Source organism: Legionella pelazae, from assembly GCF_052527395.1.
Window position 1 is genome coordinate 61,532 of record NZ_JBNVZS010000001.1, and the last position, 16,294, is coordinate 77,825.

Below are 16,294 nucleotides of genomic sequence, written 5' to 3' on the forward strand. Positions count from 1 at the left end.
ATCTATAGTAAGAAATGCTTATCCTTAGGGATAAGCATTTTTAAATATATTTCATGCAAGTCCCGAAATAAACTGTCTTATCAATTGATTTAATTTTTCAGCCGCTTTTGATGCCATCAACACTACTGCTTCATGGCTATGGCTAGAAAAAGTTAAACCAGTTGCATAATTGGTAATAGTAGCGATGACAGCAACTTTCATTCCACAATGGTTAGCTACTAAAACTTCAGGAACTGTAGACATCCCAACAGCATCTGCCCCTAAAATTCTAAATGCCCTAATTTCAGCTGCCGTTTCATAATTAGGGCCTAAAACAGATAGGTAAACTCCTTGATGTAGGGGAATGCCTTCTTGATGGGCCGTATTTAATAAACGCTCACGCATACTTAAATCATAAGCGTTATCTAGAGGAAAAAAACGGGGGCCAAACTCATCATCATTAGGGCCAACTAAAGGGTTACCAGGCTGCATGTTAATATGATCGGTAATTAACATTAATTCACCTGGGCCTACATCCTCACGTAAGGAGCCAGAGGCATTCGTTGCTAAAAAATAATCACAGCCCAATAAACGTAAAGTTCTTACATAAGTCCTAACTATTTCATAATCAAATCCTTCATAACTATGAGCTCTACCCTGTAAACACACGACGCCCACACCACCTAAATAGCCTAATATTAAATTACTTTTATGGCCATAGACTGTTAATCTAGGAAATCCAGGTAGGTCATCGTAGTTAATTGTCACGGCATTTTCTAATTGTTCAGCAAAGCTACCTAAGCCTGAACCTAAAACCACGCCAATTGTCGGTTTAAAATTAGGGCAGCGTTCGCTAATAGTTTTGGCAGCTTGATGAGCAGAAGTTTGTTTTACCGAATTCATAGTAATTCCAAATTATGTATAGCTTTTAGAGGATTAATTAAGACGTAATTTTATATGAAAGTAGGAAATGTACCAAATAGAGATTAAATAAAGTTATCATTTTACTTGATAGGATGAATAATTCATTTGACGGTAAGGCTTAAAGTTGACAAATAGCTAAATCTAATTCGGCATTTGTTTCTTTTACCTCACGCATAGTCGCTGCTTCACAAAGTCTTACGCTTAATCCATGATAACCAAGCTGCATTTGTGGCACTATCCCAATTGACTTATTCATACGCAGTAAAATTAAATGACAGGATGTTTTAGGTGGCAATGGACATTGATAAAAGCCATTATTAGTTTGAATTTGTTGAAATTGAGCTGTGTCCCGTAATAACTGTAAATATAAATTAACTACCGAATAAAGTGTATGCAAATAGGATTGCCATAATAAGAGATCGCGCTGCCTTAGAGCTGAATTAGATTCGAGCCATAATAATAACTGTGGTGAAAGCATTTCAGCATCAATATGGGGTTGAGCAATTCTTATAGAGTGTAAAAATGGATCAATATGGATCTTCTCGCCAAACCGACCAGCTACATGAGTTAAAGTATAAATTTGTGCATGTAATCGTTTATTTAAATCTTGCGAAGGCGCTAAATTTGTCTTATTGAAAAGATGCTCTATCCGCATTAATTCCTTTAAAAAACGGCTTTTAAGTTCAGGTTTTTCTATAAGCTGAATAATTTCAATAATATTCTTTAAAGCATAATGATGAATAACAGGATGGGTTTCCTCACAGGCTTGGCTTATCGTTTGATAAAGAGTTTCTAAGCGTAGCGCAATTTTCGGTAAATAATGAGTAGCTAACTGAAAAATTATAATATCAGAAGACATAAGATGTTATTCTTTTAAGCACTATTATTAAATAATAATTATATTTTAATATATTAAGTTTTATGATGACTTTTCACGTGCCAATTGTAAATACTTTCTATGCAATTTTCTTATATTTGCTTCTAAATGCTCTATGCTAGAATCATTAAATAGGATGTCATCTGCAAGTTGAAGTCGTAAAGATTCATTAGGTTGTGTTGCAAGCATCGCAAAGACTTGATTTTTTGTGCATGAATCGCGTTTAACAACGCGGTTAACTTGTATTGTGGGAGAAGCGAAAATAACTAAGATTCGATCTAAATAAGGATATTCTTTACGGCTAGTTAATAAAGGAATTTCAATAACACAGTAGGGTCCTTGGCTATTTTTAGCCTCACTCTCAATGGCTTGGCGAATTAAAGGATGTAATAAGCGCTCAAGCCATAATCGTTCTTCTTTATTCTTAAAGACAATTTCTCTTAAATGAGCTCTATTAAGTTGTCCTTCCTGAGTAATTACACTTAAACCAAAATGCTCTTTAATTTTTAAAAAAGCAGGCTGCCCAGGCGCTGTAATTTGGCGGGCTATTTCATCTGCAATTATAACTGTTGCACCTAACGATTTAAAAAAAGAAATTGCTGTCGATTTTCCGCTACCGATATTACCTGTTAAGCCAACACAAAACATGATTTTAATTCCGTAAGTTAACATTTTTACAAGTTAATAAATTGACATAGCAAGTATCAGGAAATCCGCTACGCTGTTGACAATACTCTCTTGCTGCAATGGCGGCATCATCTCGATTTGAGTATGAATTACTTCTCCATACATGTGCCATTTGATCTAAAGCTGTACATTGCCAAGCAGGAGAAGTTGAAACGCCATTGACATACAACTCACAATTACTTTTTGAAATTTTACATGTTTCAGGATATTGGCTCTGATTTTTGCATATATCAATTGCCTTATTTATAGCAGCTCTTTGATAACTACTAATAGCAAGCCATTGGCGATTTGCGCCATCTTCAGCTGTACAATGCCATTGTGCTAAAGAAATCTGTGAGTAAATAGAAAAGCTTGCTATAAAATAAAAATTTTTTTTATTCATGCTATTTCCCTATATTGGTTAGCAGCTCTTGTAGTTGCTTAAAATTCATTGCTTTAGCTATAAACCATCCTTGTAAAAATTCAACATTTTTTAAAGTTAGATAATTAAATTGTTGCTCAGTTTCTACACCTTCAGCAATAATTTTTAATTTTAAAGTATTAGCCATATTAATAATGGCATCATTTAACGTTTCAGTTATGGCGCCAGTTCCAATTGATTGAATAAAAATTTTATCTATTTTTAAGTAATCAAATGGAAAGTGCTGCAGGTAATTAATACTTGCATGTCCTGTGCCAAAATCGTCAACTGCGAGAGAATAACCTTTGCTTCGTAATTCTTTCATCTGACTGATGGCTTTTGTTTCCTGTTCACTAAATAGCTCTCGCTCTGTAAGTTCTAGCATGATTTGTTGCGGGAGTACATTGTAATAATTACAAATAATTTCAAAATCATTAAAAAAAGTTTCACTTTTAAAATGGGCAGGACATAAGTTAAATCCTAAATGGAAATTGCGATTCTTAGCTAAAAAATCAGCACATTCGGCTAAGGATTTTTCAATTAATTGAAGAGTAATAGGTACAATAAGGCCAGAAAACTCTGCTTCCTTAATAAAGTGGTCTGGCATAATAAGTTCATTATTATTAAGCCAGCGAATTAATACCTCGGCCCCGCAATATTGTTTGCTTTTGGTACAAAAAATGGGTTGATACGATGGGTAAAACTCTTGAAGTCTTAAAGCATCATTTAATGCAGTAATGATGGAAAAATGCTTTGTCATGGTTTGTTGAAAGTAACGATGTAATATCCAAGAAAGAAATAACATGGGCAATGTTGTCAGTAACAATCGAATCAATAATTTGCTTTTAAAATTAGCTTCATTAATATCAATAATTAAATTAATATTTTTTACAGAATCAAGGGGTAAAATTAACACCTTATCATTTTGCTTATTATTTAAATTGTTAATTGAGTTAGCGTGTTGTTCATCAATGAACGTATTGCCTAAGATAACTTGCTTTTCTCGTGTATCATACAAATAAATTGATTTAAAATTAAGATCATCAATATGAATTATGAGTTCAAGTGAAGACTTTAATAGGTAAATACCTATATAAAAATTCTTATAAGGTCGCTGTAGTAAAAAAAAATCCTTATTAACTTGCTCTGTCTTCATTGGACCTAACAAGACCTGCTGTTGTATATAAGGATTAGGGAGAGGCGCTTTTGGATCAAAGGTTGTACAAAAGGATTTTGTCTTATTATTGTAAATAACAATACCTGTAATAAAAGGATTATTGTATATAATACTTTGAAGCTGAGGCATAAGGGCGGTCTGGCAGTCATGCGGTTGGGCTTCATTAAGAGGCAGTAAATCAATTGATTTAAAAATTGAATCAATAAAATTGTCTATTTTATAGCCTAGATTGCTTGCTTGTAACTGAAGCCGGCTTGTTTGTTCATATTTTAGATGTTCCCATTGATAAAAACCGATAAATAAAATTAAAAGCAAGGTTAGAGTAGCCCAAGCTACTTTAAATTTTTGCTGCAAACTGTCTTTAGGAGTTGGTTTAAGCATACCTTAAATCATATTATAAACCGCATAAATAGAGTTTAGAGTGATCTCTGCTAAATGCATAATCGTTTTTTCATCTGTGTTTAGAGGAGGAAGCCAGTAGAGTGTTTTTCCAAGGGGTCTTAAGAAAGCACCTTGTTTTAGTGCTTGCTGATAGAGCTTAAAGCCTATGCGCTGATTTGGTAATTCTTCCATGTCGCCAGCAACCATCGCGCCAATTGATCTTATATTGCTTAACTTCCCAGTTTTATCACTAATTTCTTGAAAAAGTCTAAGCATTTTCTGTCCTAATAGGGTTGCTTTTTGATTAAGGTCCTCTTCTTCAATTGCCTTAATTGTTGCTAATGCAGCACTTATAGCCAGAGCATTTCCACTGTGCGTATGTGAGTGCAAAAAGGATCTTCCCAATTCATAATCGGCATAAAATAATTCATAAATGGCATGATCAATTGACACACAGCTTAAAGGAATACTACCTGAAGTTAAACCTTTAGACAGACAAATTAAATCAGGTTTTACACCTGCATATTCACTTGCTAACCATTTTCCGGTGCGCCCTATGCCTGTCATGATTTCATCAGCAATAACATAGATGCCTTGGCTCTGTGCCCAGTCTATAAGTCTTCTTAAAAAATCTGCACTGTAGCATTGCATGCCGCCGGCACCTTGTAAAATTGGTTCTACAATGACTGCGCAGACTTCTTGTTTAATTTGTTCTAAATAGGTAACAGTCGATTGCCAGTAACTAGATGCATCATGCCAAAGAGGATCTTCTACACCATTAACATAAGGTATTTGTTTAAGAAAATAACAAGATAAACCAAGGTTATTATAAGGCTCTTTATAGATTCCTAAATCACTTACACTTAATGCACCTACTGTTTCACCATGATAACTATTTTTTAAAGAAAGAAATGTTTGCCGTTGAGGTTGTCCACGTAGTTTTTGGGCATGAAGTGCGAGTTTAAGAGCAATTTCGACAGCGCAGGAGCCATCACTGGCAAAAAATAGGTGTTGATTTTGTGTAATCGCTGCCAATTTCTCACCTAATTCAGCTAGTGCTGTATGTGTCGTACTTGCTGCAATGACATGTTCAAAACTACCCATTTGTTTTTGGATAGCTGCAAGAACAGCAGGATGTCCATGACCTAATGATTTACACCACCAGCTAGAAATTCCATCTATAAGCCTTCCTTGATTAGTTTCCAGATAACTGCCTTGTGCACTGTAAATAACTATAGGTGGGCTTTGTTCAAAGTCTTTCATTTGCATGCATGGATGCCAAATGTGATTTAAATCCTTAGTAATTATTTTTGTTGTGTTAACCATGCTTAATTTTTAAGTTGACAATAAGAAATGGCAATTTATCATGTTATAGAAAATAATAAAGAAAAATTTTGTGAATAAAGAATGATGAAGTGGACAAAAGAAAAAATTGAAAAAATTTATACTCAACCTTTTAACGATTTAATTTATGCAGCACATACATGTCATCGTGAACATCATAAAGCCAACCATTTACAGCTTGCTGCACTATTAAATATTAAAACCGGTGCTTGTCCAGAAGATTGCGGTTATTGTTCTCAAAGTGGACATTACAAAACACCCATTCAAAAAGAAAAATTACTTTCTATTGATGAAATTATTGCAAAAGCAAAGCAAGCAAAAGCATCAGGTGCTACCCGATTTTGTATGGGTGCAGCTTGGCGAAGTCCTCCAGCAAAAGCAATGCCTACATTAGTTGAAGCAATTAAACAAGTAAAAAATCTTGGTCTTGAAACTTGCATGACTCTAGGTATGCTAACTTCAGAGCAAGCAGTGATACTAGAAGAAGCTGGTCTAGATTTCTATAACCACAATATTGATACCTCACCTTCGTACTATGACAAAGTTGTAACAACTCGTACATTTAACGATAGGCTGCAGACCCTTGAAGAAGTACGTAAGTCAGGTATGAAAGTATGCTGTGGCGGTATATTAGGTTTAGGTGAAAGCAGAGAGGATAGAATTGAATTCTTAATGACATTAGTTAATTTACCTTCGCCCCCAGAAAGTGTACCTATAAATAGCTTAATTCCCGTAGAGGGAACCCCTTTAGCTAAAACAAAGCCTATAGACAGCATTGAACTGATTCGCACTATTGCAACAGCGCGTCTTCTTATGCCCAAAAGCATGATAAGGCTTAGTGCCGGGCGAGCCAAAATGAGCGATGAGTTACAAGCTCTATGTTATTTTGTGGGCGCAAATTCAGTATGGGCGGGTGAAAAATTGCTAACTCAAGAAAATCCAGAGGTTGATAAGGATCAACAATTATTTAATAAATTGGGATTGCAAGCAGCGTTAGCATGATTACTCAATTATTAAAGCAACATAAACATTTTTTGCAACAGCAGGGCTTATACAGAAAGCGGCTAGTTATTGATGCCTTAAAAAAAGATGTACTTAATTTTAGCTCCAATGACTATTTATCGTTAAGAAATAATAAGTCTATTAAACAAGCCTATATAAAAGGATTTAACCTATATCCCTCTGGTAGTGGTGCTGCAATGTCTATTTGCGGGTACCATAAAATCCATCGTGAGCTTGAAAGTACGTTTGCTCACCATTTAAAAGCTGATAGTGGCTTATTATTTAGCTCAGGGTATGCTGCTAATTTAGGTATTGTTCGTTTACTTGCACGGCTAAAATGTTATTTGTTAATTGATAAGGCAGTGCATGCTTCGGTCTATGATGGAATCAAGTTAACGGCAATAAATTATAAGCGAATTTTGCATAATAATTACGATGATTTAAACGAGAAAATACAAAATTCTTTTGCTGGTTCAGTCTTTATGACCGAAGGTATATTTAGCATGAGCGGTCAACAAGCGGATTTAAAAACTATTGCAGGGCTTTGCGCAACAAACGAAGTGCCAATCATTGTTGATGAGGCTCATTCATTTGGCATCATAGGTCAATATGGCTTAGGCGCTGTTTCTTACTATCAATTGAATCAACAACAAGTTCCTTTGCGCTTGATTACCTTTAGTAAATCCTTAGGAGGGCAGGGCGCAATCGTGGTCGGCCAAGGTGAATGGATTGAGGCATTATTTCAATGTTCGCGTTCAAATATCTATTCAACAGCTATAAGTCCTGCATTAAGTTATGGGATATTAGAAAGTTTATCATTATTAATGTCGCTTGATAATGAGCGTAAAAAATTAGCTGAGCTAATTGCTTACTTTAACCACTGTATAAAGAGTTCTCCACTTCAATGGCGACAATCACAGACCCAAATTCAACAATTGCAATTAGGTTGTCCTCGTAAAGCACTCTATTACGCTTTACAATTAAAAAAGCAAGACATAATTTGTCAAGCAATACGCCAGCCTACTGTATGTCGTCTTGCAACCGGCCTGCGAGTGGTTTTAAATTCAAATCACGAGCAACGTGATATAGATAAATTATTCAACAGGTTACATCAGATTGAGTATCTTAAACATTAACAAAACAGGTCAGGGCAGCAAGGCTTTGGTTTTATTACATGGTTGGGGCTTTGATCAAAGAATTTGGAATTCACTCCTTCCACAGCTAAGCAAAAATTTTACTTGCTATCTCGTTGATTTACCTGGTTTTGGGCAAAGCACTTTAATGTCTTGGGAGGAATTTAAATTACAACTCTTAGACTGCTTACCGAGGAAATTTGCCATTTTAGGTTGGTCCTTGGGTGGGCTTTTTGCTACTAAGTTAGCTATAGAAATACCACATCGGATGACTCATTTAGTTAATGTCACATCGTCACCTTTTTTTGTTAAAGATACCGAATGGCCTGGAATAGAACGGCAAACTCTAGAACGTTTCTTTATTAATTTAAGTGAAGATCCAAAAAGCACAACAATGGAATTTATTGCTTTACAATTAAAAAATTTTCCTCTTGCAAATGCAAAATTTGATCTAGGTGAGTTTTCCTCTAGTCAAGAAGCCTTAACGAATGGTTTATTTATCCTTGCTAATTGGGATCTGCGTTCAGATTTAAATAAGTTAAGAATTCAGACTTGTTTTATGTTCGGTAGGTTAGATGCCATTGTCCCTCGGCAATTATTAATACGAATGCAGGAGCTATATCCTTATTTTGATTATATATTATTTCCGAAGGCAGCACACATGCCTTTCATTACACACCAAAAAGATTTTATTTATGAGTTAGAGAATTTCTTATTATGAAACGTTATTTTATTACGGGTACCGATACTGATTGTGGTAAAACTTATGTATTATGTAAATTATTAACTTATTATAATCGAAAATATAAAGCGCAAGCTTTAAAACCGGTAGCAAGTGGCTGTGAAAAAATAAATAGTCACTTAATAAGTCAAGATGTAATAAGGTTACAATCTTGTAATAGCACGCCTTCTCTTTGCATTAATCGTTGGCTATATGAGCCCCCTATTTCTCCTCATCTTGCAGCACACTTTGCCAAAAATGAGTTTGATATAGCCCAAATTGCCCAATTTTGTCAGCAGGAGGAATTTAGTGACTTTGATTATTTACTTATTGAAGGGGCAGGCGGATTACTTGTGCCACTCAATGCACATGAAACTTGGCTTGATTTTTTAAAATTAACTGCTATACCTGTTATCCTCGTTGTTGGCATGCGTTTAGGTTGTATTAATCATGCTTTATTAACGGATGCAATACTTAAGCTAAATCAAATTCCATGTCTTGGTTGGATTGCAAATTGTCTTGATAAAGAAATGTTATTTATTGAAGAAAATATTGATACCTTAAAGGATAAAATGCATATGCCTTTTATTGGGAGCGTTCCATACAATTTAATAGCCGATGAGACTATAAAATTCGCTGATCATATCTTATTTAATTAATTCCTAAATGATTAATTTTTATTAGCCTTAAATGGTTTTTAAACTAGAGTTTATAGGCGCTATGCATTGTTTATGTTCAGTGAGTTAGTTATAATTTCTCATAATTTTTTGATGTTTTTTACTAAAAAGGCAGGTTTTGCTAATTTTTATTGAAATTTTAGTTAAACCCCTTATAAAAGGGTAGCTTGCAATAGCAATTTTACATTTTTCTATTTTCTGAACGGTCTTATTATGGGGAGTCCTGGATGCCAATTTATGAGTATGAGTGTTCAAATTGCCATCACAAATTCGATTTGATACAAAAAATACATGACGCACCTGCAACTCAATGCCCGCAATGTTTTCAAGATACAGCAGTTCGACTTGTTTCGGCTGCCGGTTTTCAATTAAAGGGGAATGGCTGGTATGTCACAGATTTTAAAAATAAAGGTAATCAGCCACCAGCTAAAGCGAATAAAGACAAAGACAATAGTACGACTGGTGAGAAAACGCCTGAAGTAAAAACAGATTCAACTTCAAAAGGTGAAAAAGATTGAAATCTAAATCATTTCGCAGCTTTCTATTTGCTGGATTAATAATTTGGCTGCCTATTTTAGTTACTTTTGTTGTTTTAAGATTTATTATTGATATCTTGGATTCAACAATTGCTCTCTTGCCCCATGCTTATCAGCCAGAGCAGTTGATTGGCATGCGTATTCCTGGCTTAGGTGTTGTGCTTTCGCTATTGTTGTTAATTGTAACTGGAATAGTGGCAACTAATATTCTTGGTCAACGAATAATGGGTTGGGGCGAAGCTTTGCTAGCGCGTATTCCTTTGGTTCGCACTATTTATAATACTTCAAAACAAATTATTCAGGCTGTTTTTGGAACTAATAGCCAAGCTTTTCGAAAAGTCATGTTAGTTCAATATCCACGTAAGGGTGTATGGTCTTTAGCATTCCAAACGGGTATGGCTAATGCCGAGATTACTTCTCATACGGGTGATGAAATGGTGAATTTATTTATACCTACAACACCTAATCCTACTTCCGGCTTTTTAATTTTAGTGCCAAAACGCGAGGTTATTGAATTAGCTATGACTATTGATGAGGCATTAACGTTTATTATTTCTTTAGGTGTTATGCCATCGCCAGATAGTAAAGCGCCTGTTACTTATACTTATTAAAATAGGTGTCCCATGCGATCACATTATTGTGCAAAAATTAATGAAACAATGATAGACCAGACTGTAAGTATCTGTGGCTGGGTTCACAATCGTCGGGATCATGGTGGCGTTATATTTTTAGATATCCGGGATCGCACTGGATTAGTACAGGTTGTTTATGAGCCTGAGTTGGCACAAATTTTTAACATAGCAGAAAAATTACGTCATGAATTTGTAATTTATGTAAGAGGTAAAGTACGTGCACGGCCAGCAGGTATGATTAATCCCAAGATGGCTACTGGCCAAATTGAAATCTTAGGTTTTGAACTTGAGATCCTTAATCAATCTCAGATACCACCCTTTTTACCTGATGAATATCAATCAATAAGTGAAGATTTGCGGTACCGGTATCGTTATTTAGACTTGCGTCGTTCAGATATGCAGAAAAATTTAATTTTAAGGCATAACTTAATTAAATGTATTCGTGATTATTTAAATGCCCAAGGTTTTTTCGATATCGAAACGCCTATGTTAACAAAGGCTACACCTGAAGGCGCTAGAGATTATTTAGTGCCTTCAAGAGTTCACCCGGGTTCATTTTATGCCTTACCGCAGTCACCACAGTTATTTAAACAATTACTAATGATGTCAGGTTTTGATAAATACTATCAAATTGTACGTTGTTTTCGTGATGAGGATTTAAGAGCAGATAGACAACCTGAATTTACCCAACTTGATATGGAGATGTCATTTGTTGACGAACAAGCAGTGCAAAATGTAATTGAAGAAATGCTTTCAAGAGTGTTTAAAGATATTTTACAAATTGATTTACCGCTTCCTTTGCCTAAAATGAGTTATGAAGAGGCTATGCGTCGTTTTGGTAGTGACAAACCAGATTTACGTATTCCATTAGAACTTATTGATATTGCCGATTTAGTTGAAGATTCTGAGTTTAAAGTGTTTGCAAGGGCTGCAAAAAATACAGATGGTCGTGTCGTTGCATTGAGATTGCCCAATGGTATTAAATTAAGTCGCAAGGAATTGGATGATTATGCAAATTTTGTAGGTATTTATGGCGCTAAAGGCTTAGCTTATATTAAAGTTAATGATAGAATGCAAGGTATAGCTGGGTTACAGTCGCCAATTATTAAATTTTTATCCGAAGATATAGTTAATTCTATTTTAGATAGATTAGAGGCACAAACCGGAGATGTTTTATTTTTTGGCGCAGATGAAACATCCATAGTAAATGAATCTATGGGCGCATTGAGGGTAAAGCTCGGGCATGATTGTGGATTAGTTGAGTCAGGCTGGCAATTGCTTTGGATAGTTGATTGGCCAATGTTTGAAATTGATCCTAACACACAATCATTACAACCCATGCATCATCCCTTTACGTCCCCTAGGCAACTTGATAAAGAAGCTTTAAAAAACGCCCCAACGAAAACCTTGGCTAAAGCCTATGATATCGTCATTAATGGCTATGAAATTGGTGGCGGCTCGATTCGTATACATCAGCCTGAATTACAGCAAGCTGTTTTTGATTTAATTGGTATTAGTGAACAAGAGGCTAAGGATAAATTCGGTTTTCTACTCGATGCATTACAATTTGGTTGCCCTCCACATGGTGGTATTGCTTTAGGGATTGACAGGTTAGCAATGTTGCTAACGAACTCTTCTTCTATACGAGATGTGATTGCATTTCCTAAAACACAATCCGCTGCATGCCTCTTAACTAACGCGCCTACACCTATAGGCCAAGCTCAACTTACTGAATTGGGAATTCGCCTTGCACCTAAATTATCAATATCCAAATAAAATACCAAAAGGATGTTATACGGTACTAAGGAATTGGTTGCTTATTGCAGTAATTTTATTAATCAGTACTGCAATTGCTTTCGCACGCTCATCGACTACTAATTCTAGTAAACTTATTGAATATTTAACTCAAGAGAAAACTAATTTAACTTTACTTATTAGCGAAGCTAAACTATTTGCACAGCCTGCAACAGAAGAAGAATATGCAAAACGGATACAACAAAATGAAGCCTTAATTGCTTTAAATAAGGCAAAAATTACTAGTCTCGAAAGTTTTCTAATAACGCAAAAGAAGCTACAAGCAGATTTTGGCTTGCGTCTTAAACAGCTCCAGCAATTTCCCGTGTCTGATTCACCACAAATTAATTCTCAAGCCAAAATTGAGAGAATTAATGCACTAAATGAAGTAAATAAAAAGACAATAGAGCTCATTAATGAGAATCTAAATTTAGCAACTCGTTATCAAGATTTATTATTAGAACAAAGGCAAAAGCTTGACCTCTGGAAGTCAAAAGCCCAAATGCGACAACGCTTAAATGACTTACACTCACAAGAGGATAAATTAAATCAATCTTTAGATAAGCTATATGAGAATAGTCTTGCGTTGCAGCAGAAAATTAAGGCTGAGGCTAATAACAAGACTACCTATCTTCTTGAAGCAAAGCTATTATTAAATAATCAGGTCATAAATCTTACTCAACACAAAATTGCAAGCCTTAATCTCCAAAGGAAATTGATAAAAGCCGATTATGAATTGTTAAAAACGCCTGACATTCGTACTTTGCAAACTGTAACTGACGTTTATAAAAGTACTATTTCACAATTATCAGACATGGAGCAAGCTTTAAAAAAGATGGTTAATATGTTGGATATTGAGCAGCGTCATCTTACCGAATCAAGTATTAAACAACAATTTATATCATTAATTAGAATTATTAATAAGCGTATTGCTGACATAACTATTCAAGAACAAACCCTCCAAGAAGACTTGGAGAATCATCAACAGGAACTAAAAAAACAATTATCGGTAAGGCAAAGTCTATCGGAATATCGAATTGATAGCTGGCCTATGATCATGCATGAGTTAGCACGCATACCCACGCAATTTTATAATTATGTAAAATCATTAACGTTAAAAACACGTGACAATTATTTATGGCAAGATACCGCTCCTGCTGTTCTTATCTGGATTACGCTAATTATTACAGCAGCAGGATTTTACTTTCTGCATCACTTATTAAAACGCTTAACTCAAGATAAAGAGCGCTCTAGGCTTTCAGGCCATTTGTATGATGGTATCTTAACTTTACTTAGTCGAAATATGCCTTATTTGGCTTTAAGTGGCTTTTTATTTGTTGTGCTTTATCTTAATAAGGTTCCTTTTAGCAATTACCAGCTTTTGTTTAACCTTATTTTAGTTTGGCTAGCTTTTCGTACCGTTTTGTTAGTTGCTCGTCTAATACTACTTGAGCGTATTAGTGATTCTTCTGGTAAGGATGTAAAATTATACTATCGAGTTAAGTGGCTATTATTGGCAGGAGGGTGGACAACTGCTTTAATGGTTTTTAGTTATCAATTGCCATTACCGCTGCTTGTGCAAGATATTTTTAATCGCCTCTTTATGCTGTTTTTGGTAGCTGTTTCTATTTTAGTTCTGAAAAGTAAAGAGGTCATTACACATCTTCTCTATCCGGTATTAAAAACAAAAAAGCGCTATGTACGCAATGCGGTCATGATATTAATGGTATTAACCCCACTTACTTTACTTATTACCGCAATTATCGGTTTAATCGGTTATATTAATTTGGCCTGGACTATGAGTAGGTATCAGGTACAAGTTTTATTTATTATTACCAGCTATATTGTTATTCGCGGGTTATTATTTGATGCTTTAGAGCTTATATCGGAGTGGATGATTTCTCATTCAACAAACGGTTGGCTTTGGATAGAGGTTATTTTAAAGCCTGCTGACAAAGTTTTAAGAGTACTTCTTCTTATTTTTTCTCTCGTAGTTTTTTGCCAATTATTTGGTTGGCTATCTGATTCAATGATGCTGGCAAAATTACAGCGTATTGGTGAATATCCCTTAGTTAATATCTCTGGTATTCATATCACTTCAGTAAGCCTTATTGAATTTTTTATTGTTCTTGCTGTTTTTTATTGGGTTGCTAAATGGACTCGTGAATTTTGTTATCGGTGGTTGTATCGTAGTACTCGTGATGCCGGGATTCGTAATAGTTTGTCTGTCTTTACTCAATACGCTGTTATTTTAATAGGTAGTATTATTACTCTACGTGTTCTAGGTTTTGATTTTAGCGGCATGTCCATGGTTATTGGCGGTCTGGCTGTGGGCATGGGTTTTGGCTTGCGTGATTTTGCAAGCAACATTGTGGGCGGTATTATGCTACTTATTGAGCGACCCGTAAGAGAAGGTGATTTAATTACTTTAGGAAATTATGAAGGACGCGTATCCCATATTGGTATTCGCTCAATGCGAGTGTCTTCTTGGGATAATATGGAAGTATTAATTCCTAATGCTGAAACATTTAATAAGCCTTTTACTAATTGGACCCATCAAGATAGTATTATTAGAACAGTTGTTCCTATTAAAGTAAGTCGTGCTGATGATCCTACTGTTGTGCAACAATTAATTTTAGATGTATTAGCTACGAGTCCTGAAATTGTTAGTGAGCCGCCGGCTCAAGTTTTCTTGAAAAAAATTGATGAAGCTTTAATTGAATTTGAAGTGCGTTATTTTATTAATGTACAAACACATACTCGTTTTGAAGTACGATCTAATGTGCTGTTTGCAATTATGGAGCAATTTAAAAAGGCAGGCATCAAACCGCCTATACCACCTATTAGTGTGCAATTAAAAGAATTAGAAGAACAAGAATCTAAAGAAAAAAAAGAAAAAAAATATGAGCGAGCACTTATTAAAAATCCCACCGATTAATGAAAAAGAATTACTAGCTCGCTGCCTTCAAATTGAAGGTATTAGTTTTGCACAACTTGCAAACTTAATTCAGACAATAATTCCCAAAGATCAGGCGAAGCGAAAGGGCTGGGCAGGCCAAGCGATTGAAATTATTTTAGGTGCCACAGCAGGTACCAAAGCCTTGCCTGATTTTATGCATCTAGGTGTCGAATTAAAAACAATTCCCTTTAATGCGCGGGGTATACCTGCAGAATCGACCTTTATTACTACAATTCCACTTCTAACGGTTCATCAGCAGATTTGGTTTAATTCGGACTGCTATAAAAAATTAAAACGCATTCTTTGGATTCCGGTAGAAGGCGCTCGTGATATCCCTTTTGAAGAGCGACGTATTGGCCAGGCCTATTTGTGGTCTCCAACCGCTGAACAAGAAACTGTTTTAAAAGAGGATTGGTTTGAATTAACAACCATGATAGGCACAGGTCGCCTAGAAGAAATTGATGCAACGATGGGGCAATATCTGCAAGTTCGCCCTAAAGCTGCTAATGCGCGCTCACTTTGTTATGGCTTTAATAGTGAAGGAAATAAAATTCTTACCTTACCTCGGGGGTTTTATCTTAGACGGCAATTTACTGAGACAATATTTGGCACAAAATAAAAAAGAATCATTAAAATAAGTTTATTAGATCAATTGGTTACATTAAAATGAAATTAGCTATTTTCAACAAGAATTTAATTGATATTAAAAATGAGTGCTGTTATTATTCAAACGTAGTGATTGCTTTGATAAAGCTATAAATATTCATAACAAGGATGAAAGCATGAAAACAATATTATCTAAATTTATTAACAAGTTCACTTTAGGGTTGTACATCGCTCTGGTTAATTCTGTTGCGTTTGCATCGGTTCCAGCTCGAGCTCCCTTCTTATCTACTCCTGCTATGGCAGTTGGAGGAGCGCTAGTCTTGACAGTTATTGGTGGTCTCATTTGGGCAAATAGCCTTGATGACGACGATGATGATGTTAACGTTAACCTTCTTAGCTAGTTTAATTAAATGCTAGCAGTTATAACTGCTAGCATTTAATATTTTGATCAGTTGAGAGCCTTAG

General features: G+C 35.3%; 16 protein-coding genes. 10 read left to right on the forward strand and 6 right to left on the reverse strand.

Features of this window, described 5'->3' with window-relative positions; genetic code table 11:
- Positions 1 to 51 precede the first annotated feature (51 nt).
- From ACQUW5_RS00275 to bioA, 6 genes are all read right to left on the reverse strand, one after another.
- Positions 52 to 882, reverse strand: a complete 831-nt coding sequence (locus ACQUW5_RS00275; RefSeq protein WP_444988877.1) for a purine-nucleoside phosphorylase — start codon at positions 880 to 882, stop codon at positions 52 to 54.
- Positions 883 to 1,021: 139 nt separating this feature from the next.
- Complete coding sequence (gene zapD, locus ACQUW5_RS00280; RefSeq protein ID WP_444988879.1) at positions 1,022 to 1,762, reverse strand: cell division protein ZapD; 741 nt, start codon at positions 1,760 to 1,762, stop codon at positions 1,022 to 1,024.
- A 60-nt stretch (positions 1,763 to 1,822) separates the two neighbouring features.
- Positions 1,823 to 2,431: a dephospho-CoA kinase gene (gene coaE, locus ACQUW5_RS00285; RefSeq protein ID WP_444989598.1), complete on the reverse strand. Its 609-nt coding sequence runs from the start codon at positions 2,429 to 2,431 to the stop codon at positions 1,823 to 1,825.
- 1 nt (position 2,432) lies between these two features.
- On the reverse strand, positions 2,433 to 2,849 hold the full coding sequence (locus ACQUW5_RS00290; RefSeq protein ID WP_444988881.1) for a hypothetical protein: 417 nt from the start codon (positions 2,847 to 2,849) through the stop codon (positions 2,433 to 2,435).
- A 1-nt stretch (position 2,850) separates the two neighbouring features.
- Positions 2,851 to 4,425 (reverse strand): EAL domain-containing protein, encoded by a 1,575-nt coding sequence (locus ACQUW5_RS00295; protein ID WP_444988882.1) that lies wholly within the window; start codon positions 4,423 to 4,425, stop codon positions 2,851 to 2,853.
- Between the two features lie 3 nt (positions 4,426 to 4,428).
- Positions 4,429 to 5,751 carry an adenosylmethionine--8-amino-7-oxononanoate transaminase gene (bioA, locus tag ACQUW5_RS00300; protein ID WP_444988884.1) on the reverse strand — a complete coding sequence of 441 codons (1,323 nt, stop codon included), beginning with the start codon at positions 5,749 to 5,751 and terminating at the stop codon, positions 4,429 to 4,431.
- A gap of 81 nt (positions 5,752 to 5,832) precedes the next feature.
- On the opposite strand from bioA, the gene bioB reads away from it, so the two are divergent.
- The 10 genes from bioB (at position 5,833) to ACQUW5_RS00350 (ending at position 16,230) form a co-directional block, all read left to right on the forward strand.
- Positions 5,833 to 6,771 carry a biotin synthase BioB gene (bioB, locus tag ACQUW5_RS00305; protein WP_444988886.1) on the forward strand — a complete coding sequence of 313 codons (939 nt, stop codon included), beginning with the start codon at positions 5,833 to 5,835 and terminating at the stop codon, positions 6,769 to 6,771.
- On the forward strand, positions 6,768 to 7,907 hold the full coding sequence (locus ACQUW5_RS00310; RefSeq protein ID WP_444988887.1) for an aminotransferase class I/II-fold pyridoxal phosphate-dependent enzyme: 1,140 nt from the start codon (positions 6,768 to 6,770) through the stop codon (positions 7,905 to 7,907). Before bioB ends, ACQUW5_RS00310 begins: the two co-directional genes overlap by 4 nt.
- Positions 7,888 to 8,625, forward strand: a complete 738-nt coding sequence (locus tag ACQUW5_RS00315) for an alpha/beta fold hydrolase (protein ID WP_444988888.1) — start codon at positions 7,888 to 7,890, stop codon at positions 8,623 to 8,625. Before ACQUW5_RS00310 ends, ACQUW5_RS00315 begins: the two co-directional genes overlap by 20 nt.
- On the forward strand, positions 8,622 to 9,284 hold the full coding sequence (bioD, locus tag ACQUW5_RS00320; RefSeq protein WP_444988890.1) for a dethiobiotin synthase: 663 nt from the start codon (positions 8,622 to 8,624) through the stop codon (positions 9,282 to 9,284). Before ACQUW5_RS00315 ends, bioD begins: the two co-directional genes overlap by 4 nt.
- Positions 9,285 to 9,529: 245 nt before the next feature.
- Positions 9,530 to 9,820, forward strand: coding sequence for an FmdB family zinc ribbon protein (locus ACQUW5_RS00325; protein WP_444988892.1), 291 nt, complete (start codon positions 9,530 to 9,532; stop codon positions 9,818 to 9,820).
- The gene (locus ACQUW5_RS00330; protein WP_444988894.1) at positions 9,817 to 10,449 is read left to right on the forward strand and encodes a DUF502 domain-containing protein; all 633 of its coding nucleotides are present in this window, start codon (positions 9,817 to 9,819) and stop codon (positions 10,447 to 10,449) included. The genes ACQUW5_RS00325 and ACQUW5_RS00330 overlap by 4 nt, the downstream gene beginning before the upstream one ends.
- Positions 10,450 to 10,461: 12 nt before the next feature.
- On the forward strand, positions 10,462 to 12,246 hold the full coding sequence (gene aspS, locus ACQUW5_RS00335; RefSeq protein WP_444988896.1) for an aspartate--tRNA ligase: 1,785 nt from the start codon (positions 10,462 to 10,464) through the stop codon (positions 12,244 to 12,246).
- 37 nt (positions 12,247 to 12,283) lie between these two features.
- Positions 12,284 to 15,202 (forward strand): mechanosensitive ion channel domain-containing protein, encoded by a 2,919-nt coding sequence (locus ACQUW5_RS00340; RefSeq protein WP_444988898.1) that lies wholly within the window; start codon positions 12,284 to 12,286, stop codon positions 15,200 to 15,202.
- Complete coding sequence (mutH, locus tag ACQUW5_RS00345) at positions 15,168 to 15,842, forward strand: DNA mismatch repair endonuclease MutH (protein ID WP_444988900.1); 675 nt, start codon at positions 15,168 to 15,170, stop codon at positions 15,840 to 15,842. Before ACQUW5_RS00340 ends, mutH begins: the two co-directional genes overlap by 35 nt.
- 163 nt (positions 15,843 to 16,005) lie before the next feature.
- Entirely contained in the window at positions 16,006 to 16,230 is a 225-nt protein-coding gene (locus tag ACQUW5_RS00350) for a hypothetical protein (protein WP_444988902.1), read from the forward strand.
- Positions 16,231 to 16,294 lie beyond the last annotated feature (64 nt).